The organism is Microbulbifer mixtoriginis (SeqCode) (assembly GCF_052466695.1).
This window is the reverse complement of record NZ_CP174285.1, coordinates 3,096,012-3,118,981: the sequence shown is the minus strand read 5'-3', so window position 1 is coordinate 3,118,981 and position 22,970 is coordinate 3,096,012. Positions and strand designations below refer to the sequence as shown.

General features: G+C 55.0%; 19 protein-coding genes and 1 other RNA gene. 11 read left to right on the top strand and 9 right to left on the bottom strand.

What is annotated here, in order from left to right; all coding sequences use genetic code 11:
- Positions 1-2: 2 nt before the first annotated feature.
- The 3 genes from ssrS to ACJJI0_RS13490 all read right to left on the bottom strand — a co-directional run bounded on the left by ssrS (position 3) and on the right by ACJJI0_RS13490 (position 788).
- A non-coding RNA gene (gene ssrS, locus ACJJI0_RS13500) (6S RNA) lies at positions 3-183 on the bottom strand.
- Between the two features lie 72 nt (positions 184-255).
- The gene (locus ACJJI0_RS13495) at positions 256-585 is read right to left on the bottom strand and encodes a cell division protein ZapA (RefSeq protein WP_252083593.1); all 330 of its coding nucleotides are present in this window, start codon (positions 583-585) and stop codon (positions 256-258) included.
- Complete coding sequence (locus tag ACJJI0_RS13490) at positions 585-788, bottom strand: TIGR02449 family protein (protein ID WP_152455364.1); 204 nt, start codon at positions 786-788, stop codon at positions 585-587. The genes ACJJI0_RS13495 and ACJJI0_RS13490 overlap by 1 nt, the downstream gene beginning before the upstream one ends.
- A gap of 120 nt (positions 789-908) precedes the next feature.
- Between ACJJI0_RS13490 and ACJJI0_RS13485 the strand changes: the two genes are divergently transcribed.
- The 9 genes from ACJJI0_RS13485 (at position 909) to gcvH (ending at position 12,234) form a co-directional block, all read left to right on the top strand.
- Positions 909-1,550, top strand: a complete 642-nt coding sequence (locus ACJJI0_RS13485; protein WP_444882995.1) for a UPF0149 family protein — start codon at positions 909-911, stop codon at positions 1,548-1,550.
- On the top strand, positions 1,550-2,905 hold the full coding sequence (locus ACJJI0_RS13480) for an aminopeptidase P N-terminal domain-containing protein (protein WP_444882994.1): 1,356 nt from the start codon (positions 1,550-1,552) through the stop codon (positions 2,903-2,905). Before ACJJI0_RS13485 ends, ACJJI0_RS13480 begins: the two co-directional genes overlap by 1 nt.
- A 66-nt stretch (positions 2,906-2,971) precedes the next feature.
- The gene (gene ubiH / locus ACJJI0_RS13475) at positions 2,972-4,213 is read left to right on the top strand and encodes a 2-octaprenyl-6-methoxyphenyl hydroxylase (RefSeq protein ID WP_444882993.1); all 1,242 of its coding nucleotides are present in this window, start codon (positions 2,972-2,974) and stop codon (positions 4,211-4,213) included.
- Between the two features lie 80 nt (positions 4,214-4,293).
- On the top strand, positions 4,294-5,532 hold the full coding sequence (locus ACJJI0_RS13470; protein ID WP_444882992.1) for a UbiH/UbiF/VisC/COQ6 family ubiquinone biosynthesis hydroxylase: 1,239 nt from the start codon (positions 4,294-4,296) through the stop codon (positions 5,530-5,532).
- 136 nt (positions 5,533-5,668) lie between these two features.
- On the top strand, positions 5,669-6,634 hold the full coding sequence (locus tag ACJJI0_RS13465) for a rhomboid family intramembrane serine protease (RefSeq protein WP_444882991.1): 966 nt from the start codon (positions 5,669-5,671) through the stop codon (positions 6,632-6,634).
- Between the two features lie 425 nt (positions 6,635-7,059).
- Positions 7,060-9,111, top strand: a complete 2,052-nt coding sequence (locus tag ACJJI0_RS13460) for an alpha/beta hydrolase family protein (RefSeq protein ID WP_444882990.1) — start codon at positions 7,060-7,062, stop codon at positions 9,109-9,111.
- Between the two features lie 253 nt (positions 9,112-9,364).
- Positions 9,365-10,489 carry a CNNM domain-containing protein gene (locus ACJJI0_RS13455; RefSeq protein WP_444882989.1) on the top strand — a complete coding sequence of 375 codons (1,125 nt, stop codon included), beginning with the start codon at positions 9,365-9,367 and terminating at the stop codon, positions 10,487-10,489.
- A 202-nt stretch (positions 10,490-10,691) separates the two neighbouring features.
- Positions 10,692-11,780, top strand: coding sequence for a glycine cleavage system aminomethyltransferase GcvT (gene gcvT, locus ACJJI0_RS13450; protein ID WP_252083586.1), 1,089 nt, complete (start codon positions 10,692-10,694; stop codon positions 11,778-11,780).
- 67 nt (positions 11,781-11,847) lie between these two features.
- Positions 11,848-12,234: a glycine cleavage system protein GcvH gene (gcvH, locus tag ACJJI0_RS13445; protein WP_252083585.1), complete on the top strand. Its 387-nt coding sequence runs from the start codon at positions 11,848-11,850 to the stop codon at positions 12,232-12,234.
- A 66-nt stretch (positions 12,235-12,300) separates the two neighbouring features.
- Here the strand turns inward: gcvH and ptsP are convergent, their stop codons facing one another.
- Both ptsP and ACJJI0_RS13435 read right to left on the bottom strand, forming a co-directional pair.
- Complete coding sequence (ptsP, locus tag ACJJI0_RS13440; protein WP_444882988.1) at positions 12,301-14,565, bottom strand: phosphoenolpyruvate--protein phosphotransferase; 2,265 nt, start codon at positions 14,563-14,565, stop codon at positions 12,301-12,303.
- Positions 14,566-14,653: 88 nt separating this feature from the next.
- Positions 14,654-15,160 (bottom strand): RNA pyrophosphohydrolase, encoded by a 507-nt coding sequence (locus ACJJI0_RS13435; RefSeq protein WP_252086035.1) that lies wholly within the window; start codon positions 15,158-15,160, stop codon positions 14,654-14,656.
- A gap of 339 nt (positions 15,161-15,499) precedes the next feature.
- Between ACJJI0_RS13435 and ACJJI0_RS13430 the strand changes: the two genes are divergently transcribed.
- Positions 15,500-16,165, top strand: coding sequence for a histidinol-phosphatase (locus ACJJI0_RS13430; RefSeq protein ID WP_444882987.1), 666 nt, complete (start codon positions 15,500-15,502; stop codon positions 16,163-16,165).
- A 58-nt stretch (positions 16,166-16,223) separates the two neighbouring features.
- Positions 16,224-17,405: an imelysin family protein gene (locus ACJJI0_RS13425; protein WP_252083582.1), complete on the top strand. Its 1,182-nt coding sequence runs from the start codon at positions 16,224-16,226 to the stop codon at positions 17,403-17,405.
- Between the two features lie 54 nt (positions 17,406-17,459).
- Here the strand turns inward: ACJJI0_RS13425 and mepK are convergent, their stop codons facing one another.
- From mepK to ACJJI0_RS13405, 4 genes are all read right to left on the bottom strand, one after another.
- Positions 17,460-17,993: a peptidoglycan L,D-endopeptidase MepK gene (gene mepK, locus ACJJI0_RS13420; RefSeq protein ID WP_252083581.1), complete on the bottom strand. Its 534-nt coding sequence runs from the start codon at positions 17,991-17,993 to the stop codon at positions 17,460-17,462.
- Between the two features lie 320 nt (positions 17,994-18,313).
- On the bottom strand, positions 18,314-19,474 hold the full coding sequence (locus tag ACJJI0_RS13415) for a L,D-transpeptidase family protein (RefSeq protein WP_444882986.1): 1,161 nt from the start codon (positions 19,472-19,474) through the stop codon (positions 18,314-18,316).
- A 27-nt stretch (positions 19,475-19,501) separates the two neighbouring features.
- Complete coding sequence (locus ACJJI0_RS13410) at positions 19,502-20,740, bottom strand: L,D-transpeptidase family protein (RefSeq protein WP_444882985.1); 1,239 nt, start codon at positions 20,738-20,740, stop codon at positions 19,502-19,504.
- A gap of 183 nt (positions 20,741-20,923) precedes the next feature.
- Positions 20,924-22,879: a L,D-transpeptidase family protein gene (locus ACJJI0_RS13405; RefSeq protein WP_252083578.1), complete on the bottom strand. Its 1,956-nt coding sequence runs from the start codon at positions 22,877-22,879 to the stop codon at positions 20,924-20,926.
- Between the last annotated feature and the right edge of the window lie 91 nt (positions 22,880-22,970).

The following is a 22,970-nucleotide window of genomic DNA, read 5'->3' as shown; positions in this document are numbered from 1 at the left end:
ATGGAAACCCCGAGTGTGCGGCTGTAGACGGAGCCTTGAACCGTAAGGTTCAAGGTGGCAGTCTCCGGGGTACATAAGGCTTTCCGCTACATGGCGGACCTGCACACCAGCACCCGCTGGAAACCACCAGGGTAAGATTATCGGCTCAAGGACATAGTCTGCTGGCCAACACCCCAGGGTATGTACTAATTATAACTTGTTGAAAGGGGGGCTGTTAACCGCAAATTGGGATGTTTTGCGGCACTGCTGGCAAAGTTATGACTGGGCCTCGCTTTCTGGGTCGGTATCCCCCAGGGCGTTTTGCATCTTATTTTGAAGCCGTTCCAGGATTTCTTTCTGCAGGGGAATACTGCTTAATTCCGCTTTCGCTTGGATAAGTTCGTGGGCAATATTGAGCGCGGCCATCACGGCAATACGCTCTACGCCAATAACGGTGCCGGTGGTTCGGATTCGAGACATGCGCTCATTAAGTAATTGAGCGGAAGCCTGTAGTCCCGCACGCTCGCCGTCGGCACAGGCAACGCGGTACTCTTTGCCGAGAATGGAAACGGTGACGGTTTCAGAAGTTAATGCAGAGTCTGCCATCAGGATTCTTGCGTAAGCCCTTTGAGACGATTAATCATGGCTTCAACCCGCGAACGGGCGGCCTCATTATTTTTAATTAAGCGCTGGCGTTCGCGCAGCCAGTCGGCTTCCTGCCGGCGCAGTTCACGATTGTCATTAGCCAGCTGTTGGCAGCGGGCGATCAGTGAATCCACGGTGCTTTCTAACGCTTGCAGCTTATCCATATTTCCTGCGTTTGAGGTCTACGTCTGAGTTCGCAACACGACAGACTGCGAGGGATTCCGCTACTATATTGCCGGCGAAATGGTGGGTCAATCGCTCCACCTGCGTGGACAATCACAAAATTGTCCTTAGAACCCCGATTCTCATGCCTGCTGCTGCCACCGCAGCGCATCGAATCCATCCCGATTAAGAAAAACTGTGCGGTAATCATGACTTCAGAAAACAACCGATTTGAGCAGCTCGCCAATGCCATTCTCTCCGCGGGTGGTCAGGTGGACCCGAGTGAGTTACACGGCTTTACCTGTGGCGTGTTGGCTGCTGGCGCCGAACCGGATAAAAAACGCTGGCAAAAAGAACTGGCGGAGTTGCTCGACCTTGAGGCGGTACCCGCAGATCTAGATCGGGACTTATTGCAATTGGCGGAGGAAAGCCGCAAGCAGCTGGGTGGATCGGATTTCTCTTTTCAGCTGCTCCTCTGCGACGATGAAGATATTGTCAGCCGCACTCTGGCCCTGGGGCACTGGTGTGAGGGTTTTTTACACGGGTTTGGCATCGGTGGAGCAGAAGTAAAGATGCAGCCCACCAGTGAAGAGGCGCTCAAAGATATTGGAGCTATCTCCCAAGTTGATGCTGATCACGTTGAAGAGAGTGAAGAAGCTGAACAGCAATTAATTGAGTTGCAGGAGTATGTGCGGGTTGCGGTGCTCAACATATTTACCGAAGTGCGCGGCAGCCACTCCGGCAGCGGCCCCACCGTCCACTGATGAGCGGCAGCGAAAGCGCAAAAGATCCGCTGATTAGCGGGGCGGAATATGCCCTGCGACGCGCCCGGCTTATGGCGGGGTTGGCCCCGGATAGCCTGGCGATCATCTCATCGGCTGGGGAACAGCTGCGCTCCCGTGATACCTACTTTCCTTTTCGACAGGACAGCGACTTTCTCTACTTAACCGGATTCGATGAGCCGGAATCATTACTGGTGCTTCTACCCGGCCGCAGTCAGGGAGACACGTTGCTGTTTTGTCGCGAGCGCGATAAAGAGAAGGAACTTTGGGATGGGCCACGTCTGGGACCAGAACGCGCAGTAGCTCAATTTGGTCTTTCGGATGCTTTTCCCATCGGCGACCTCGACGATATTCTGCCCGGATTAATGGAAGGGCGAGAGCGTATTTACTTCCCTATGGGGCGCTATGCCCATTTGGATCGACGGCTGCGCGCTTATCTACAGGCGATACAGGAGGCGCCCTCCAGCAAGGGGGCGCCGGAAATGCTTGACCTGGATTATCAGTTGCGCGAGCTGCGTCTGCTCAAGAGCGAACGGGAATTGGATTTGATGGCCCGTGCAGGGGAAATTAGCGCTGCTGCACATCACTGCGCCATGGTGCGCTGCCAGCCGGGACTTTACGAATACCAGTTGGAGGCGGCTCTCTTACATAGCTTTATGGATGCTGGTGCCCGGGAAACTGCCTACCCGACAATAGTCGGCAGCGGTCGCAATGCCCTGATTATGCACTATTGCAGCAATAAGGCACGGATGCGCGATGGCGACTTGGTATTGGTCGATGCGGGTTGTGAATACCGGGGGTACGTCGCCGATATTACCCGAACCTATCCGGTCAATGGCCGTTTTAGTGATGCGCAAAAAGCAGTGTATGAAATTGTCTTGGTGGCGCAGGCGGCAGCAATGGAGCAGGTTTGTGTCGGCAACCACTGGGATCAGCCTCATGGTGCCAGTGTTGAGGTAATCACACGCGGCTTGCTGGACTTGGGGCTGTTGCAAGGAGACTTTCGTGAACTGATCGATTCGGGTGCCTATCAGCGTTTTTATATGCACCGTGTAGGGCACTGGTTGGGTATGGATGTCCACGATGTGGGCGACTATCGGGTACAGGGCGCTTGGCGGCAGTTGGAAGCGGGTATGGTGATGACTATAGAGCCCGGTATTTATATTCCTGCAAACGATGATCGCATACCTCTGGAATTTCGCGGTATGGGGATTCGTATTGAAGACGATGTTGCGCTCACTGCCGAAGGTGTGAGGGTTTTGTCTGAGGGTGCTCCAAAAGCCGTGGCAGACATTGAGTACACCATGCGCCATGGGCGGGATTTACTGACCCGCTAATTTAATTTGAGATTTTATTATTCAGTGGGCATAGCTATTCAAACCACTGGGTAAGGGGAGGTTTCCATGAGTGAGCCGCTAGAGCGGGTAGATGTGGCCATTGTTGGTGGTGGTATGGCCGGTGCCAGTCTGGCACTGATGCTGGCACATTTCTGTCCTCACCTCAGCGTCCAGTTATTGGAGCAGAGGTCTCTGCCCAATGCCTCAGCGAGTGTGCAATTGCCCAGCTTTGATACCCGCGCCACAGCGATTGCTGCCGGCAGTCTGCAGCTGTTTGAGCAGCTGGGTCTCTGGCCGGCACTGCGGGAGTACAGTGCTCCAATCAAACGTATCCAGGTGAGTGATCGCGGCCATGCCTTTGGCGCGGCCCTCTCTGCAGGCGCACAGAAGCAGGCCAGTTTTGCTGGAATGCTGGGAGCAGTCATCGAAAATGCGGCGCTGGGGCCCATTCTGCACAATGCTCTAAATGACACTGCGGTCAGGCTTATCTCCCCAGCTCGGGTAACTTCGGTGCAGATGGATAATGAGGGCGCTAACTTGCGTTGGTCAGCCGTGGATGGCGGTTCGGAACAGGTAATGAAATGTGACCTTTTGGTTGTTGCTGACGGTGTCGATTCACCGCTGTGCAAGCAGCTGGGCATGGAAATTGACACAGTAAAGTACCAACAGAGGGCGTTGGTCACTACTGTTGCTCTACAACGGGACCACGATGGCGTTGCCTATGAGCGCTTCACTGCATCCGGCCCCATGGCGCTGTTGCCTCTACCTCGTCGTGAGGGAGTACACCGCGCCGCTGTGGTTTGGGCCTGTGCAGAAGAGGAGGCCGATGTAGTTTGTGCGCTGCCAGAGCAGCAGCGCTTGCAACGCTTGCAACAGCAATTTGGGTGGCGAGCCGGTCGATTTATCAGAGCTGGGGCCCTACAAGGGTATCCTCTCAGTCTTTCTCTGGCTCGTGAGCAGTGGCGTCGCAACCTGGTTTTGTTGGGTAATTGTGCCCACTTCTTGCACCCGGTGGCGGGTCAGGGGTTTAACCTGACCCTGCGCGATTGTTATGCCCTGGCCCAGTCACTGGCGCGGTCGCAAGTGCAGAGTGGTGCTGTGGGGCAGCTGGAGTGGCTGGCGGCCTATGGGGAAAACCGAAGGCTCGACCAGCAGTTAACCGTAGGTTTCAGTGACCGAATCCCGGCATTGTTTTCCTCGGCTAACCCTTTCCAACAAGTAGTACGCCAACTGGGGATGCTTGGCCTTACACTGGTACCGCCACTGCGGCAGCAGTTTGCCGGGCAGGCGGCAGGGTTTGGGCTTTAACCCCAAGCCAAAATGGCGGGGTTTCAAACGTTGCACCGCGATGGGCGTTAAATTTGGCACAACAGTGGAATTGGCTAGATATGAATAGACACCGTTTGGACTTTGCCATTGTCGGCGCGGGAATGGTGGGTATGGCTCAGGCAGCACTGCTCGCTGTGCGCCACCCAAATATGCGCTTGGCGCTGTTGGAGGCTTCTCCAGAGACCACTGTGCAGCAATCCGATAGCTACGAGCCGCGGGTTGTGGCGCTTACCCAGGCGTCACGTGAGTTGCTCGAAGAGGTTGGAGCCTGGGAGGATATCTCCGCGCAACGGGCCTGCCCCTACGTGGAGATGCGCGTTTGGGATGCTGATGGTACTGGTTCGGTGCGCTTTAACAGCCGCGATGTGCAATTGCCCAATCTGGGACATATCGTCGAGAACAATATTATCGTCGCCGCTTTACGCGCGCGGCTAGAGGCCCTGTCCAATGTTGAGCTGGTTAACAGCTTCCGCTTGGAGAGCTGGTGGCGCGACTGTGGACTCTGGCATTTACAGCCGCGGGGCGAGCAGTCTGATGATGGGGTCGAAGGTTTGCGCGAGCAGGCTGAGATAGTGCAAACACGCCTGCTGATCGGCGCTGATGGGGCTCGTTCCAAGGTCCGTGATTTATTGCGCATCCGCTGCCAGGAAACCGATTACCACCAGACCGCTCTGGTCTGTGTAGCCCGCTGTGAGAAGTCCCACCGACACACCGCCTGGCAACGCTTCATGCAAAGCGGCCCTTTGGCCTTCTTGCCGATGGCCGGTCTCGGAGACGACAACCACTGTGCCGTGGTTTGGTCGGCGGATGATTCTCTCGCGCGTGAATTACTGATGCTGGATGACCAGGCGTTTGCCCTCAATCTTGAAAAGGCCATTGAGAGCCGCCTCGGTAAAGTGGAATCCGTCAGTGAGCGTTTCTCTTTCCCCCTGCGCGCGCGCCATGCAGAGCGCTACCACGGACCCGGTGCGGTGCTGATTGGGGATGCCGCTCACAGTATTCACCCACTTGCGGGGCAGGGGGTTAACCTGGGCTTCCAGGACGTACGCGTACTCACCGATGAAATAGATCGCGCTTTGTCACGCGGCCTGGAGCCGGCACATACCTCGGTATTGGCGCGCTATGAACGCCGCCGCCGTGGAGATAATGCCTCGACATTAAAGGCCATGAGCGCCTTTAAATCCCTGTTTGGTGCTGGAGATTTGCACTGGCGCTGGCTGCGTAATACCGGCTTGAGTATGGTGGACGCCAGTCCCATGCTAAAGAAGCGTATTATCTTGCGGGCCATGGCGGTTTAAATCGGATCTGTCTTAAATTGCCCATCGGCCAGACCAAAGCTGGCCGATGGGCATATCAATAAAACCGTTAGAGCAGCCTGCCTGCCAGCTGATAATTTACCTCCGTAACACAAGTCGGAATTAAGGGTTTCCCGAATTGAGTCAGTGGATTTTTGTTTACAGTTTCCCCCTCTCCAAGGATCTCGGTGCGCTGGCGCGGTTTATCCAGCGCCACCAGTTACCTTTGCGTATCACCGAGGAAAAAAATCAGCAGTTACTACTCTGCCCGGATGCTGGTTTGGCAGAAATGCTTAAGCCTCTACTGCAGCGGTGGGATTCTGGTGAGCTGGATCTCGATCAGGTACAAATGCAGCGGGTAGAGGAGCGAGAGTCTGGCAGTGAAGGGGTGCAAACCTCTGCGGCTGCAACTGACAGTCAGCTTGGAAATACAGGGGATAATCCCGGTAAAAAACACAGGGATGCGGTCTCTGTCCTGCCAAGTTTTCCGTTGGACAGGACTCCACTCAGTCTTTTATTAATTGCGCTGTGTTTTTTCGGCTGGTTTTTACAGGTTAATAATTTATCCACTGGCTTATTAATTTACCCCGATCCAAATGCTGCGGACTCTTTTTCACAATCCTCACTGGCCTGGCATTTGGAGCGGGGGCAGTGGTGGAGAATATTCACACCAGCAGTTGTGCACTTCTCCCTACCCCATGCACTGTTTAATGCCCTGGGGATCTGGATTCTGGGCAGGCCAATAGAGGCCCGTGGTGGCAGTATTTTATTTGTTGTGTTGGTGCTGCTCGGCGCCGCCGCCTCCAATCTGGCCCAGTATTTTTGGCAGCCTGGGATTCGTTTTGGCGGTATGTCTGGCGTCGTTTATGCCTTGGTCGGTTTCGCCTTGGTTTTACAGCGTTTTCAGCCTCTGTGGCGGGATATACCTGCAGGAATTCTCACTGTAGCCCTGGTGTGGCTGTTATTGTGCGCTCTGGGTGTTGTGACTCTATTAACTGGAGTTGGGGTAGCTAACGCCGCTCATATCGGTGGGTTACTCAGTGGCTTAATAATTGCTCTTGTGTACAGCGTATTAGGAGGTCCGCGAAGATTTGCCTCCGTGTAGAGAGTTTAAATATAAGATGATAAGCCATTATCGCGTAGTGCGATCTCTTATGGTTATCGAAATGTCTTATAGGGGTCGTTAATGTTTATCTGAATTCAGGCTCAGGATGGAAAAGTTAACAAAAAGTACCCAATCTTTGTTCCAATGAATTGGTCTGATTCAGTCTTTATTTCCTTATTGATTGAGACGAGCTGAGTGGCCTGAGAGCTGGTCGGAATAGTGGGCCAGTGGATAATTGCGTACTCTATCTTCCCCAGGGTGCGTTTGACATAAAAGGCATAAAATATCTCTCTGCATTGTTACTCAGCATTAGGCATGGACTGTTAATGTTGAGATTAAGAGTCGGTATTTTCTCTCTCGCCGCCTTGCCCTAAGCGTTCCCCATATACCTCCGAAAATATCAATAAATCCAGGAAGGAACTCTTATGAGATGTATTTTCGTACTGATATCCTCGCTTTTACTAACAATGGCTGCTGGAGCTGAAGAGGCTCAGCGCTTGTCAGCCGAAGTGCTTTGGAAAATAAAGCGCGTGGGCACTCCAGTGATTTCTCCCTCTGGTGATCAGGTAGTAGCCCCTGTGACAACTTTTGATCTTGAACAGGATAAGGGGGAAACCCGCTTGTGGTTGCTCTCTACTGATGGTGATATCCAGAGGCCATTAACGGCTGTTGGGCTCAGTGTTTCGGAGCCGGTATTTTCCCCAGATGGTAAACATTTGGCTTTTATTGGCAAACGAAGTGATGACGATATCAAGCAAATTTTGATATTGCCTATGGCTGCTCCCGGAGAGGCGGTGCGTTTGAGTGAGGTACCGACTGGTGTCTCATCGATAAAGTGGGTGGGGGACCACCTTTATTTTATCTCGCGTATTTGGCCGGATAAAGCGCCGGAAGAAATGGCTGGCCGAGTTAAGGAAGAAAAAGAGAAAAAGGTGTCTGCCTATGTCTGGAATGCATTGCCTTTTTCTTTTTGGGATAACTGGATAGATGAGCAGCGGCAGGCGCATGTATTCAGAATCCCAGCCAAAGGCGGTGCGGTAGAAAATCTGACTTTGAGAACGGGTTTAAAGCTTCCCAACTGGATCCAGGGGGCAGAAAGTTATGACGTATCGCCCGACGAGTCACACCTCGCTATTGTGGCCGATTCTAAGAAAAGTGGTACTCGCCCAGACTTCGATGTGTTCCTGCTGGAGCCCGGTTCCCCTAAAGCCAGAAATTTGACCTTGGCCAATGAGGCGCCAGACTTCAATCCAAAGTTTTCACCGGATGGCCGTTTGTTAGCCTTTAATCGCCAGCTTATATCGGGTTTTTATGGTGATACGCGCCGCCTGGTGGTACACAGGTTGCGCTCTAGGCAGAACACTGTTTTACATGAGGAATGGGATAGATCCACGGATGGTATGGTTTGGGCACCCAGTGGGGGTGGTCTCTATGCCGCAGTCGACGACCAGGGCACTCGGCGAATTTACTATCTGCCCGTCGGTAATGGCGACCCAAGAGTAATCACCGATTCGACCGACTTTAGTAATTTGTCTGTTGCCAGTGATGGCACTCTGGTAGGTATTAACCAGAGCTTTCTCTATCCGCCAAGGGTGGTCAGTATTGATGCAAGAAATGGGGGAGTGGAGCGGCTGGATAGCTTTAATGATGATTTATTTGCCAATGTCGATCTGGGAACTTACGAGTCGGTGACATTTACCGGAGCGGAAGGTGCCGATATACAGATGTGGGTGCATTATCCACCGGGCTTTGATCGGAATCAGAAGTATCCATTAATGCTGTTACTCCACGGTGGGCCACACAATGCCGTCACCGATACCTTTCATTTTCGCTGGAATGCGCAAACCTTTGCCTCTTGGGGCTATGTTACCGCCTGGTTTAATTTCCATGGCTCCTCCGGGTTTGGTCAGGCATTTGCAGATTCCATCAATCCAGACTGGCTCAGTCGGCCGTATACCGACACCATCGCTGCAGCCGATTGGTTTAAATCGCAGAGTTGGATAGACAAGGATCAATTAGTGGCAGCGGGAGGCAGTTACGGTGGCTATTTGGCGAGTATTCTATTGGGTCGCGAACATCCATTTAATGCCCTGGTAATTCATGCTCCGGTGTATAACCTCTACTCCATGCTGGCAGCAGATTATTCGGTACACGGGGTTCGCTTTGGCGAATATTGGCAGAGCCCGGAGATTTACCCCTCAATTTCACCGCATACTTATGCGGCTCAATTCAAGACGCCGAGCTTGGTTATTCACGGTCAAAACGATCTGAGAGTGCCGGTTGGTCAATCTTTCGAGTTGTTTCGCACTTTGCAAGAGCGCGGTGTTGAATCGCGCCTGATTTACTATCCCGATGAAAACCATTGGGTACTAAAACCGAATAATTCGTTGCACTGGTACGGACAGGTGCGCGAGTGGGTTGAGCGCTTTGCCGCACCTAATAGGGGCACCGAAGCTTCTGCAAGTGTAACGAAGTAAAGCTCGTTGGCAGCTGGAGAGAGTTGGCTTTCTCTCCACTTGGTTTGTCCTGGAGCCTCTGTCGGTAACGGCATGAGGCTCCAGGTATACGCAATAAGTCCTGGATAAAACGCTTTTCTGGCCAATGCCTTACTCTCAAGGGAAGATTGGCCGGTTAAATTCATTTTTATTGCGGCTTTGATGCTTTCTGGGCTTGTTGTGTCACGGACAGTGCGCAAGAATTCAGCTCTAATTCTGCTGTAACAAGGGATATATGTTTCTCTTAATTACCTATATTTTTATCGCTCTCGGCTTTTCCTTTTTGTGCTCGATTGCCGAGTCGGTCATTCTCAGCGTCACCACGCCCTATGTGAGACTTCTTGAGAGGGAAGGGCACAAAGCGGGGCCTCTGTTGCGCAAGCTGAAAGGGGATATCAATGCGCCCCTGGCCGCGATCCTTACCCTGAACACTATTGCCCATACTGCTGGTGCCGCTGGTGCTGGTGCCCAGGCTGCAGCGGTTTTTGGCAACCAGTATCTGGGTATTGCCTCGGCAATCCTCACCTTGTTGATTCTGGTGTTCTCCGAAATTATTCCTAAAACCCTAGGGGCGGTTTACTGGCGTCAGCTGGCTCCATTTACTGCCTACGCGTTGCGCGGACTGGTGTGGTTGCTCTACCCCTTTGTGAAAATGTCCGAGTGGCTCACACGGGGCTTATCGCACGGACCCACCCTTACGGGCTTCAGCCGCGATGAGTTTGCGATTATGGCGGAGATCGGGGAGGCCGAGGGCCAGCTGGAGCAGCGTGAGTCCAGTATTCTGCGCAACCTGTTTTTTACCCTGCGCGACCATTCTGTACGCGAGGTGATGACGCCGCGCACTGTGGTATTTTCCCTGCCCGAGGACGCCACTCTGGCTGAGGTCTACGAGGAGGTGGAAAGGGGGCGCTTCTCCCGTATCCCGGTATATGAAAACCGCGATCAGGACTGTGTGGTGGGGTTTGTACTTAAACAGGAACTACTGCTCGCCTATGCCAAGGGTGAGGGCGAACGTAAATTGTCCGAGTTCCGCCGCGAAATGTTGATGTTGCCGGAAACCGCCACTATATATCAGGCCTTCCAGAAAATGCTGTCGCGCCGGGTGCAGATCAGTGCGGTATTGGATGAATACGGCAGCCTGGAAGGGGTGGTTACCCTTGAAGATCTTCTCGAGACTCTGCTCGGTGAAGAGATTGTCGATGAAGCGGATAAAACTCCGGATCGCCAGGAGCTGGCCAAGCGCTTGTGGCGCTGGCGCTCAAAGAGACACGGCCTCAAGGTGGATGAATCTGCGCAGCAGGAGCAGGATATTGAGGAGGCTGGTGAGGGTCGTGATGGCCGAGAGGGGCGCGATAGCTAAATTTCACATCTGATAGCTTGTGCTTTCCCTGCCGGTGGCCCCGGCGGAATCTTTGACGGCCTCCGGCGGGCTGTACAGGTTTTGATTCCGATGGCTGCTAGGCTTCTGTGCAGATATGTCGCAGGCCATTGCCTGCTGGCAAGGTCTGTACCCAAGCCGCTAGAATACGCCGCTTCGGAACCTGACGGACTGAGATTTTAAAATGGGAAACAGAACGCCTCTGTATGACACACATGTCGCTATGGGCGGCAAAATAGTGGATTTCGGTGGATGGGATATGCCGCTGCACTACGGTTCGCAGCTGGATGAGCACAACAAGGTGCGCACCGATGCGGGGATGTTTGATGTCTCCCACATGACCGTGGTCGATGTCGATGGCGCTGACGCCCGCGACTACTTGCGCTACCTGCTGGCCAACGATGTGGCCAAGCTCGATGGCAATCCCGGCAAGGCACTTTACACCGGCATGCTGAATGAAAAGGGCGGCGTGATTGACGATCTGATCGTCTACCTGCGCGACCCCGGTTATCGCGTGGTGGTAAACTGCGCAACCCGCGAAAAAGACCTGGCTTGGATGAACAAGCAGGCGGAATCTTTTGAGGTCACTCTCACTGAAAGGCCTCAGCTGGCGATGATCGCCATCCAGGGCCCTAACGCTCTCAGCAAGACGAAAGAAGTTTTGGGCATCGACTGGACTGCGGCGATTGATGCGCTGAAAGTGTTCCAAAGCGTGGCCCGCGGCGAGTGGTTTGTGGCGCGTACCGGCTATACCGGTGAAGATGGCCTGGAAATCATGCTGCCCGGCGAAGATGCCAGTGGTTTCTGGCGCGCTTTGGCCGAGGCTGGCGTTGCCCCCTGTGGCTTGGGTGCGCGGGATACTCTGCGCCTCGAAGCGGGTATGAACCTGTATGGCCATGAAATGGATGAGGAAACCTCTCCACTGATCGCCAATATGTCCTGGACCGTCGCCTGGGCACCGGAGAGCCGCAATTTTATCGGCCGCGCAGTGCTGGAAGAGGAAAAGGCTAAGGGCATCGAACACAAGCTGGTCGGCCTAGTTCTTGAGGAACGCGGTGTTCTGCGTGGGGGCCAGTATGTGATGGTGGACGGTAGCGAAGAGCGCGGTATCATCACCAGCGGAACCTTCTCGCCTACCCTGGGTTACTCCATCGCCCTGGCGCGGGTACCGGCCAGCGTCGGCGATACCGCCGAAGTGGAAATCCGCAAGAAACTGCAGCCGGTCAAGGTGGTTAAGCCCTGCTTTGTGCGCAACGGCAAATCGGTTATTTAAGCGCCGCACCACAGGTGTCAGCGCCATTCAGACAATATATACAGATGCTTAATCAAAGGATCACAGCATGAGCGAAATCCGCAATGAATTAAAATACCTCTCCAGCCACGAGTGGGCGCGATTGGAAGAGGATGGCACAGTTACTATCGGCATCAGTGACCATGCCCAGGACGCTCTGGGTGATGTGGTATATGTTGAAACCCCCGAAGTGGGCAGCACTCTGGCTGCCGGCGACGAGGCCGGTGTAGTTGAGTCTGTTAAGGCCGCTAGCGATATCTACTCTCCGGTATCCGGTGAGGTCGTAGAGGTGAATGAAACTCTGGAAGAGTCCCCGGAGACCGTGAACTCCTCTCCTTACGATGACGGTTGGTTTTTCCGTATCAAGCCCAGCGATGTGAAAGAGCTGGACAATATGCTGGATGCCGATACCTATCGCTCGGAGTCTGAGGACTAATTCCTCACGCTCACTGAGTGCAAAAACCGCTGCTATTGGCAGCGGTTTTTTGTTTATAGATGGTGTTTATTCGGTACTTGCCGGGTGAAGGATGCCTTTCAGACCTATTTTATGTAGGAATGCGCCGACGGTGTGCTCGATTTCCTCAGCACAATCCATTTGGATCACTTGTTGCAGTAGTAACTTGGTATCTGCTTGGCGTACCGCGCGCAGAGTTGCCTTTACTCGCGGTAGATTGGTGGCGTTCATCGACAGCATGTCGTAGCCCATGGCCACCAACAATAGGGCGCCCCCGGGTTCTCCTGCTAATTCTCCGCAGATGCCGACTCTGGTGCCTTCAGCGTGCGCGGTGCTGACAATCTCTTGCAGAGCACGCAACACTGCGGGGTGTAGGGCGTGGTAGATATTGGCAACGCGACTGTTATTGCGATCCACAGCCAGTAAGTACTGAGTCAGATCATTGCTGCCCACTGAGATGAAATCAGCGCGCTCGGCTAATTCGCGAATCTGATAGATCGCCGAGGGCACCTCCACCATGACCCCGAGCGGCGGCATCTCAATTTCATAATCTTCTTCCAGAAGTTCCCGGTAGGCTCGTTCGATCAGTTTGCGTGCGGCTTCGAGTTCATTGAGCCCACTGATCATGGGCAGCATGATACGCAGGTTGTTGAGCCCTTGGCTGGCCTTCATCATGGCGCGAACTTGCGCCAGGAAAATTTCCGGGTGGTCGAGGGTTACGCGAATGCCGCGCCACCCCAGGAATGGGTTGGTTTCTTCAATGGGAAAGTAGGCCAGTGCTTTGTCGCCGCCTACATCGAGGGTGCGCATGGTTACCGGCATGGGGGCAAAGGCTTCGAGTTGTTCCCGGTAGATTTCCCGCTGTTCCTCCTCGGAGGGAAAGCGGTCGCGCAGAAGGAAGGGGACCTCGGTGCGGAACAGGCCGACACCCTCGGCACCGCGCTCTAGGGAGCGAGTGACATCAGCCATCAGGCCGGTGTTGACCAGCAAGTGAACCCGGTGTCCATCGGCAGTTTCAGCAGGTAGTTCTGCCAGGTGATCCAGACTGTGGGCGAGTTGTTGCTCTTCGGCGACGATCTCGTCGTAACGGCGTTTGAGCTCTACGCCAGGATGAATGTGCAGGTCGCCACGGTAGCCATCCACCACCATATCCACATCGTCGATAGTTTCGTAGGGCAGGTCTTGCACGCCCATAATCGCCGGCAGCCCCATAGCGCGGGCAATGATGGCCATATGGCTGTTGGAGGAGCCTTTTACGGAAACAGCACCGATCAGCTTCTCCCGCGGCACTTCGGCCAGCACCGCGGCAGTGAGCTCTTCCCCAACCAGAATGGTGTTGTCTGGATAATCGCGCTCGCTCTGCTGTTGCTGGTGTAAGTGGGTGAGGACACGGGCTCCCAGGTCTCGCACGTCGGCGGCGCGGTCGCGGAAATAGGAATCGGACATGGCCTCAAAACGGCGTACGTGTTCGAGCATGACTTCGGCCCAGGCCCTGGGGGCGCTCAGCTGCTGTTGAATGCGATCGCAAACCTCTACGGCGAGAGAGTCGTCGTCGAGCATACTGATATAGGCATCGAAAAGTGCGCGTTCTTCGCGGTTGAGTTCGTCTTTGAGGCGCTCACCCACTTCGCGAATCTCCTCTCTGGCGGAGGTGAGCGCTTGCCGGAACAAAATCAATTCCTCTTCGATGTCCAGGCACAGGGAGTAGGGCACGGTAGCCAAGTTGGCCCTGGGAGTAACGATATGAGCACGACCTATGGCGACACCTGGCGAGGCGGGAATACCGGAGAAGTGGGTTTCCTGGCGCTGCCGGCGGATGGTAGCCAACATGCCAGTGGCTTCGGCGTGGGCAATCACCCCGGCAAGCTGGGCAGAGAGGGTGACGAGAAAAGCTTCTTCACCTTCATCGAAGCGTCGCTGCTCTTCCTGCTGGACAACTAGGACACCGAGCACTGCGCGGTGGTGGATGATCGGTGTGCCCAGGAAAGCGCTAAATCGCTCCTCACCGGTCGAGGGAAAATATTGGTAGGCGGGATGTGCCTCGGCCTTTTCTAGATTGATGGGCTCTTCGCGGGTGACCACATTACCAACCAGGCCCTCATCGGGTGCTAATTGCACCTGGCCCACGGCACTTGGTAGCAGGCCATCGGTGGCCATCAGGACATAGTTGCCGGTTTCTTTGTCGCGAAGGTAAACAGAGCAGACACGGGTGTGCATCACTTCGCGCACTCGCCGCACAATGATTTCAAGCACCGCCGGCAGGTCCCTGGCGGAGTTAACTTCCTGAACGATACTGCGCAAAGATCCGAGCAATGGCCTTTCCTCGCCAGTCAACGGAGAATGAATTAGGCCCAGGAGAGCCTGGGCTTGGTGGTGCTGGAGCGCAGCAGACGCTGCGGAGTTACTCGCCCCGCTCGCGCAACCAGCGCCTTTCCAGCTGAATTTGTTGTGGGGCCAGTTCGGCCAGCGCGCGCCGATAAACCTCGCGCTTGAAGGTCACCACTTTACTGAGTGGGTGCCAGTAGCTCACCCAGCGCCAGTGGTCAAATTCGGGCTTATAGCCGTTGTCGAAGCTGATGCAAGACTCTTCAGCTTCTAACTTCAGTAAGAACCACTTTTGTTTCTGGCCAATGCACAGGGGTTCAGAGCGCCGGCGGATCAGGCGCTGTGGCAGGCGATAGCGCAGCCAGCCGCGGGTGCAGGTGATAAGACTGACCTGATCGCGTGTAAGCCCTACTTCTTCGTATAGCTCCCTATATAGTGCCTGTTCGGGAGTTTCGCCCGGATTTATACCGCCCTGGGGAAATTGCCAGGCGTCCTTGCCACCTACCCGCCGAGCCCACAGTGCCTGACCGCGGGCATTCAGCACAATGATACCGACATTGGGGCGAAAGCCCTCTGAGTCTATATTGCTGCTGTTGTCGCCACCCTGTCCCCGGTTGCGATTGTTGCTACTGGGGTTGTCGCTGCGATTTGACTGCTTGGCAGGCTTACGGCGGTTTCTTCGCCCGGCAGGTGCCGGTTTGCCGTCGCCCAAAATACCGTCCTCAATACTTTTGTGTGCGGCCGTGCGCTGCACTTACTTGTCCCGCATTGTTCCACAGAGGTGGGTTTACAGCAATTCAGTGACGCAGTCCGTGTGATAGGGGCGAGTGCGCGGTAAAATCGACCGCCACTCTAGTGGTGGTTGCTTTACCCTGGCGGTGAAATAGCCTTTGCGAATCTATAGTTTACGGGGGAGTTGGCGATGCACTTGGCAATTTTTGATCTCGACAACACGCTGATCGGCGGAGACAGCGATCACGCCTGGGGTGAGTTTCTGGTGGAGCGCGAGCATGTGGATAGCGAACGCTATCGTTTGAGCAACGATCGCTTCTATCAGGACTACCAGCGGGGTGAGTTGGATATTTTTGCCTACCTGGAGTTTGCCTTGGAGCCGCTGTCACAAATTTCTCGGGGCCAACTGGAGAATCTGCAAAGTGAATTTATGCAGGAGGTGATCAGCGAGCTGTGGCTACCGGCAGCGCAAGAGCTAATCGGCGAACATCGTCGCAAGGGACACCACATCATGATTATTACCGCCACTAACCGCTTTGTGGTGGAGCCGATTGCCGCCCGCCTGGGGGTGGATACCCTGTTGGCGACTGAGCCTGAAGAGCACGAGGGCCACTTCACCGGCCGTGTCGTGGGAGAGCCCTGCTATCAGGCTGGCAAGGTGTTGCGCCTGCGCCAATGGCTGGCGCAAAACCCTGAATACGCGGGTAGGGAGAAATGGTTCTACAGCGATTCCATCAACGATTTGCCTCTGCTCACGGAAGTGGAGCATCCGGTGGCGGTCGACCCAGATGCCCAACTGCGAGCAGAGGCGCAAGTGCGTGGATGGCCAATTATCAGCTTGCGCGATCAGGGCTAAATGGCGATTTTGGCCAAGAGAAAAGTGCGGCCTTGGAAAACATGAAAAGAGGAAGTGAGTGAACGGATATTGCCTTCGGTCTCTGGCCACAGCCCTATTGCTGGGAGTACTGGTTATCGTAGTTGGCTGCGAACAGCGAACCTCTCAGCCTTTAAAGGAACAGAAGCGTGCCCCAGAGGCCCAACAGGTTGATGAAAAGGTGGCCTCGGATCTCTCGCTGGCAATCTGGCAGGCGGGACAGGCTCAGGTATTGCACGCTCATGCCTCCGTGGAAACGTTGCGGAGAGCTGTCGATGCCTTGCTTGCCCAGCCCGATGAGGAGCAATTGGAGGAGGCCAGGCTCGCCTGGCTGGATGCGCACCGCGAGTTCGCAGCAACTTTGCCCTATATCCAACTGGCTTTTTCGCCCTCGGACCTGCGCAGTCAAGGGCGCAAGCTCTTATTGGCACTCGATAGCTGGCCCGCCCAGCCCGGTTATCTGGATACTGTGCCGGGTTATTCCGATAGCGGCATCGTCAACGACACCGCTATCGAACTGACTTTGACAAACCTGCGCAAACAACATCGCCTCACTGCACACGAAGAGGCGAGCACCGGCTTTCACGCACTTGAGGTGATGCTCTGGGGCCCCACAAGTGAGCGCATGGCGGAGGACTTTGTGGCTGTTAGCGAAGGGGAGAGGCCGGAGGCTCTGGCGGCCAATCGTCGACGTGAACTAACCAGCCTGATTGCCAAGGGGATTGAAGAAGATATGGCCGGGCTGGCACGTCGCTGGCCCACTTCGGCCAATAACCTATCCCGTGAGTATTTGGCCTTAGGGCCGGTAGCGCGATTGCAGCAGATTCGCGCGGCACATACCCAGGTGATTGATGAGCAGCTTTTGCGCCGTCTCCCCGAGGGCTCGGAGAGTGATGTAGAAAGTGGCCGCGCGGCAGACTCGAAGCAGGCGCTATTGGCAATTATGGCGACCTTGCAGTCTAACTGGATCCCCTCCGGAGGTGGTGGTCTGGCCGAGGTGCTTCTTGACCGCCATCAGGTCAATGCTTTGGAGGAGGCCTTTTCAGATTTTGAGGCCCTATTGTTAAAGATGGAGGATCCATTCGAGTTGGCAGAGCTTGGGCAGCTGGCCAAAGCGCGCAAGTTGCTGGAGCGGATGGCAGGTTTGATGACCGGTACCACAGAGGTGCCAGTATCAGAGAAGGATGTGATGCCGGTGTCTTTACCGGCCGTTGAGGGCTAAAGGAAATAAAAAACCCCGGCAATAGCCGGGGTTTTTTGTGAGATGCCTATAAGCTTACCAGCGACGTACAGGGCCTGTATCCACGTGCACGAAGTTACTCTTCGGGTAATAGCCGACACCACCTGCCTTTAGGTTCAGCGCCGCCTGCCTCAGTTTTGACAGGGGTACACCGGGCATGCGGATATCCAAGGCCATACCGCGGGTATGGTAGCTGCGCTTGGCCACGCCCCGACCCGCAGCGCGTAACTTCGCATTGGTCTTGGGCGAACGGTACCCGGAGATAATCTCGATGGTACCGGTGTAATTGAACTTTTCCTTCAGCTTATACACGATATCAAATAGTTTCGGGTCCATGCGGGTCACTTCGTTAGCTCGGTGGTCCCGCAGCAGCTTATTGAACTGTTTCAAACCACCGTTGCTGTAGTTTCCGTTGCTCCAGTAGGCGGCCTCCAGCTTCTCCCCTGTGTGCAGGTTGCGCATCTTCAGGGTGCGGGAGCTACCTACTTTCGCGAAAGTCGGTCCGGCGCTGACCGCCGCCGCAGTTGCGCAGGTCACTGCCAGGAATCGACGTCTGGATGGATTCTTCATAATTCCGCCTCGTCGTTAAATCTCTTCGGTGTGCTCTTGATTGAGCGCATCCGGGTACGGCGGAAAATGTACAAAAAATAACCATTTGTTACAAATTGTGACCTGCTAATTAGGAAATATTTGAAGGCTTTCGTTGGTAAATTTTTTTACGGATGCTACTCCCATTGCGTTCTCGTAGCTGCTGGCGGGGGAATTAGCATTAGAAACAGGAGACAGCGTTGTCATTCAGTGGGCATGCTTAAAAAATCATTTTTTTTGCGACTATTCAGTTTTTTTCCTAAAGCAGGGGCACTTTTTTGGGGGGCGCCTGGGGCATTGACCTATTTATCCCTGTGATAAATATCCCGGCGGAATTGAGGGCGCCCTTCGGCGTCTATCCAAGCTGTCATATAAACGATAAAGAGTTTAGGGGCGGGTTTGATGGCTACTTTTAGAGGTTCGTCCCCGGTTGCAGCCTCGGCGATACGGGTCCTGTCCCACCCCTGGGTTTCTAGCAGGTTATAGGCCAATTCCTCGGGTTGATGCAGGCGCACACAGCCGTGACTAAAAGCTCTATGGTGCTCTGTGAACAGGCTTTGCGCCTGGGTGTCGTGTAGGAATATGGCCTGCTTATTGGGAATAACGAACTTCACTTTACCTAGGGTGTTATCTGGCCCGCTGACCTGGCGCATGGTGGCGTGGCCACCTGCGGCCCTCTCCAAGCTCTCATCGGTGATCGGGGAAGTTTTGCCACCGCGATACTGGATGACCCGATAACCGCGGCGGTGCATGGCTGCAGGGTTGTGCCGTGCTTTGGGGAGTAACTCTGTGATGAGGATACTGCGCGGCACTGTCCAGGTGGGGTTGAATACCACACTGGTAATGCGGGTGTGTAAATTGGGTGTGCGGCTGCTGTTCTTGCCCACCACGGTTTTCATATCCAGCTTGATATGTCCATCTTCCACCAATTGCAGGCGGTAGTTGGGCACATTTACCAGCACATAGCGCCCTTCTTTCTGAGAGGGAAGCTTGTCCCAGCGCTGTGCATTTCTAACCATCTGTTCAGCTCTCTCGATCGGGGAAACCGACAGGGCCGTGAGGGTTTCTCCCTCGGCAACACCACTTGGCACCAAGCCGTGGCGGCGCTGGAAGCGCTCAAGTGCCGACTGCAATGCGCTGTCGAAACGCATAGGGTCCTTCTGTGGAGATGATACCGGGCCGGGTTGTCCACGATAATCGCCGTATAGTTCGAGCAGTTTTCGCAATTGCAGCACCCGCTCGTTCTTGTCTCCGGCTTGCAGGGGGCCACCCTGGGGTATAGGGCGCCAATGTTTGGCTAGGTTTCTGTAATGCAGGGCTTCGCTGCGCAGTTGGTCTCCCATAAGGGCAATATCCAGAGCTGCAGCACCCTTGGAAGACTGGCCGCCGCTTATTGAGGCGGCCGAGGCAATGGCCACTGTCAGGAGAGCAGCTAACCCTAGATGGCGGGGATACCAAGCCATAGTGAACTCCCACCAGATTGATGATACTCAGCCACGATTGGCTCCTTTTCCGGCTTTGTCCCGTTGATAGATATCCGGGCGGAACTGCAGTTGGCCGTTTTCATCCACCCAGGCAGTCCAGTAGGCGATGTATACCGGTAAAGGGTTTTTCAGCGCTACGCCATGGGTACGACCGCTCATCAGCGCTCGTTCAATGCGGGCGTTGTTCCAGCGGTTTTGTTGGGCGAGCATCATGCGAGCAAATTTCAGGGGTTTTTCCAGGCGTATGCAGCCGTGGCTGAAAGCGCGCTGAGATTTCTTGAACAGGTGCTTGCTGTTGGTATCGTGCAGGTAAATGGCGTGACGGTTGGGTATCACAAATTTGACCCGCCCCAGCGCATTTCCCGGTCCTCCTTTTTGCTGCAGGGTTACCTGGCCCCGGCGCACTGCGGCGACATTTCCACGGGTGAAAGGTACTGCCCGGCCGCGATGATTGATTAAGCGGTAGCCCTTGGCACTCAGCGCCGAGCTGCCCTTTGGCAGAAGCTCCCGTAAGGCGATATTGGGGGGGACTCGCCAAACTGGATTGAATTCCAGGCGTGTCATGCGCGTGGTCAACTGTGGGGTCTTGTGCTTGGGCTTGCCCACCACCACTTTCATACGGAATTGCTCGCGCTCGTCGTCGATCAAGCGCAAGTTGAACTCGGGAACATTAACGACGATATAACGGGGCCCTAAATCCTTTGGGAGGTTTTCCCAGCGTTTAATATTGGCTGCCAGAATCCGAACCAGCTTATCCGGGTTAGTGTTGAGGCGACTGCGGGTGCGCTCATCCACCAGGGCATCCCCTTTCAGGCCGTGGCGGCGCTGGAATCGGCGCACAGCCTCTTGGAGGGGCTTGTCGTAGACGTCACCTGTAAGTGTTTCTTTGGAACCTTTGCTGGGAAAATCCCTGGGGCGGAAATCGCCGTAAAGCATTAATAAGCTGCGCAACTGAGCTACTCTCGGTCCCCGGCTTCCCGGAGTGATTGGCTGTCCGCCATCCAGCGGTTGCCAATGATCCCCCTCGGCCAGTGTCTGGTAGCGAGCCAGCTCCTCACTGAGAAGAGTGTACTGCCTGCCATAGGGGGAAAAGGGATCTCTCCCTGGCACAGGCAAATCAAGGTCTGCCCCTGCGCTCGCCGAGGACGGGGAGCTATCAAACCCCAGCACAAGGGCCAATATAAAAGCCATGGTGCCACTGTGGATTGATTTGCTCTGCAAGGAGGAGAGATAGCCAGCACCCATAAGTCACCCCAGTAAGCGAAATCGGATCAGAGAGACTGATCACCCTGCTCACATTGGTAACTTGTGACTCTTGAGCCCTAAATAATTTTGAGGAATGGATCGGGGCTATGCGCCAAGGAAAAAGACTATGGGGGGTTATTATTGGAGGCTAAGGGACGGCCCCGAAGGCCGCCCCATACTTGCTCAAAATTGATTGTCGCTCAAACCATCCTTGCGATAGATATCGGGGCGAAAATTCAGCCGGCCCTTTCCGTCCACCCAGGCAGTCCAGTAGGTGATATAGACCTTAACCAAGCGGACTAAGTCGACCTCGGTGGTTTTCTCTCCGACAGTGAGCTGGTCGATGCGCCACTGGTCCCAGTCCCCCTGAGGGCGCAGAAGAGCCTCAGCCAGGTGGCGGGGTTTTTCCAGGCGGATACAGCCGTGGCTGTAATCCCGGTCTGTGAGAGAGAAGAGAGTGCGGGCGCGAGTATCGTGCAGGTAAATATCGTGCTTGTTGGGAATTTCGAATTTCACTCGCCCCAAAATATTTTCCTCTCCACCCATCTGGCGCATAAGGAAAGATCCAGCACCGGCGGCTGACAAGTTACTAGCGGTCAGCGGCAGGTGTTCCCCTCTGCCATTGACGACTCGGTAACCCATATTCTCCATGCCCGCAGGATTCTTGCGTGCCTTGGGCAGAATTTCATTCACCAGGATACTGCGTGGCACTGTCCAGGTGGGGTTGAATACCACCTTGCTGACCCGGGTGGTGATCTCGGGAGTAGCGTGTTTCTTCTTGCCCACGACCACATTCATGGCCAGTTTTACCCGGTTGTTCTCCACATACTGGAGGCGGTACGCGGGTATATTCACCTGGATAAAGCGATCCCCAAGGCTGGCGGGAAGCTCTTCCCTGCGCAGGATATTCATCTCAACAATTTTTGCTCGCGCTGAGGGGGATAAGTTGAGTCGCTTGCGTGTGCCGCGGCCCACAATTCCGTCAGGCTTAAGGCCGTGGCGCTTCTGGAAGCGCAATAGCGCTTCATGCAGGCCCCGGTCAAAGCGGTTGGGGTCTCCTCCACCATAGCTATAGCGGCTCTGATAGTCCCCGTAGAGGGTGAGCAATTCTCTCAGGCGGGCCACATGGGGGTGGCGAGCACCCATCGTCATCACCGGCCCCGGAGGTATCGGGCGCCAGCGGCCACTGTCGGAGATTCTGCGCAGGCGTTCCAGCTCGTTTCGCAGGGCATAGACGTCGCTACCGTAAGGCGTGTTTTCTTCGAAATAGGGCCCCTCACTGTTTTCTGAGCGAGCTGCCCTGGTTCTTTCCTGGGGATGACTATTGCGGCCCTGATTGTAGTAAACCCTGCTGCCGCCTCTCGTCGTTCCAGAGGAACCACTGTCACTGGAGGTGTTGTAGCGCGTGCGATAGCGACGAGTGTCGGAAGGCCTTGAAGAGCTGCGTTGGTTGTCAGTGTTGTAGTCGCGGGAGTAGTAGCGACTGCGTGGTTTACTGCCGATCATGCGCGCTCGATCATAGCCGCGAAAGTACTTGCGTCCGCTGGGCTCGTTGGATGCCTGCTGTGGGGCATTGCCGAAGGCTACCATGCGAAATCCTTGGTGCTCCCGCAGAACCGGTGTAATTCCTCGGCGCGGACGGCTTTTGGGGGTGATTCTGTCGAGCTGGGTATCTTGTGCGTAAGAGACGAAGGCGTCTGTCAGCAGAATATCCAGTACTGCGGCCATTTGCAGGCGCTGGGGAGTGTCCCGCAAAGTGCGGTCGAAGTACCCCAGGTGGTAACGATAATCCACCATGCTGCTTGGATTGCCAGAGCTGGCAGCTGTTAGCTGCTTGAGGAGGTCATTGGCGCTGTCACTCAGGTTGTAATTATCAAACCACAGCAGGCGATAATTAGTACGCTGGTAAATCCTGCGCACTGCCGCCGGGTTGAAAATGGGATCTTGGGCCGGCCATGCGTCTGGGTTTTCCTCCAGCCAATGCACCAAATGTGGGCGTACTGCATTCTCAGGCAATACTGGCACCGTTTTCTGGTTAGCGGAAAAGGCGTAATAGAGGATGGAGACACAGAGACTGCCTAGCACCAGCAGGGGCAGTAATGATTTGCGTTTGCGCTGCTCTGGGTTGAAGTAAGACATGGTACCTCAGCGATACTGCAGGGGCCCGGTGTTGTCTTGTGGATAATGCCGGGCGCCAGATCGTTCATACCTTCCGAACCTGTGGCGAGCC

Excerpts from the sequence above, each read along its gene's own strand:
- ACJJI0_RS13495 (WP_252083593.1), bottom strand. The coding sequence starts at position 585 with ATGGCAGACTCTGCATTAACTTCTGAAACCGTCACCGTTTCCATTCTC.
- ACJJI0_RS13490 (WP_152455364.1), bottom strand. The coding sequence starts at position 788 with ATGGATAAGCTGCAAGCGTTAGAAAGCACCGTGGATTCACTGATCGCC.
- ACJJI0_RS13480 (WP_444882994.1), top strand. The coding sequence starts at position 1,550 with ATGAGCGGCAGCGAAAGCGCAAAAGATCCGCTGATTAGCGGGGCGGAA.
- ubiH (WP_444882993.1), top strand. The coding sequence starts at position 2,972 with ATGAGTGAGCCGCTAGAGCGGGTAGATGTGGCCATTGTTGGTGGTGGT.
- ACJJI0_RS13470 (WP_444882992.1), top strand. The coding sequence starts at position 4,294 with ATGAATAGACACCGTTTGGACTTTGCCATTGTCGGCGCGGGAATGGTG.
- ACJJI0_RS13460 (WP_444882990.1), top strand. The coding sequence starts at position 7,060 with ATGAGATGTATTTTCGTACTGATATCCTCGCTTTTACTAACAATGGCT.
- ACJJI0_RS13455 (WP_444882989.1), top strand. The coding sequence starts at position 9,365 with ATGTTTCTCTTAATTACCTATATTTTTATCGCTCTCGGCTTTTCCTTT.
- gcvT (WP_252083586.1), top strand. The coding sequence starts at position 10,692 with ATGGGAAACAGAACGCCTCTGTATGACACACATGTCGCTATGGGCGGC.
- gcvH (WP_252083585.1), top strand. The coding sequence starts at position 11,848 with ATGAGCGAAATCCGCAATGAATTAAAATACCTCTCCAGCCACGAGTGG.
- ACJJI0_RS13430 (WP_444882987.1), top strand. The coding sequence starts at position 15,500 with ATGCACTTGGCAATTTTTGATCTCGACAACACGCTGATCGGCGGAGAC.
- mepK (WP_252083581.1), bottom strand. The coding sequence starts at position 17,993 with ATGAAGAATCCATCCAGACGTCGATTCCTGGCAGTGACCTGCGCAACT.
- ACJJI0_RS13415 (WP_444882986.1), bottom strand. The coding sequence starts at position 19,474 with ATGGCTTGGTATCCCCGCCATCTAGGGTTAGCTGCTCTCCTGACAGTG.
- ACJJI0_RS13410 (WP_444882985.1), bottom strand. The coding sequence starts at position 20,740 with ATGGGTGCTGGCTATCTCTCCTCCTTGCAGAGCAAATCAATCCACAGT.
- ACJJI0_RS13405 (WP_252083578.1), bottom strand. The coding sequence starts at position 22,879 with ATGTCTTACTTCAACCCAGAGCAGCGCAAACGCAAATCATTACTGCCC.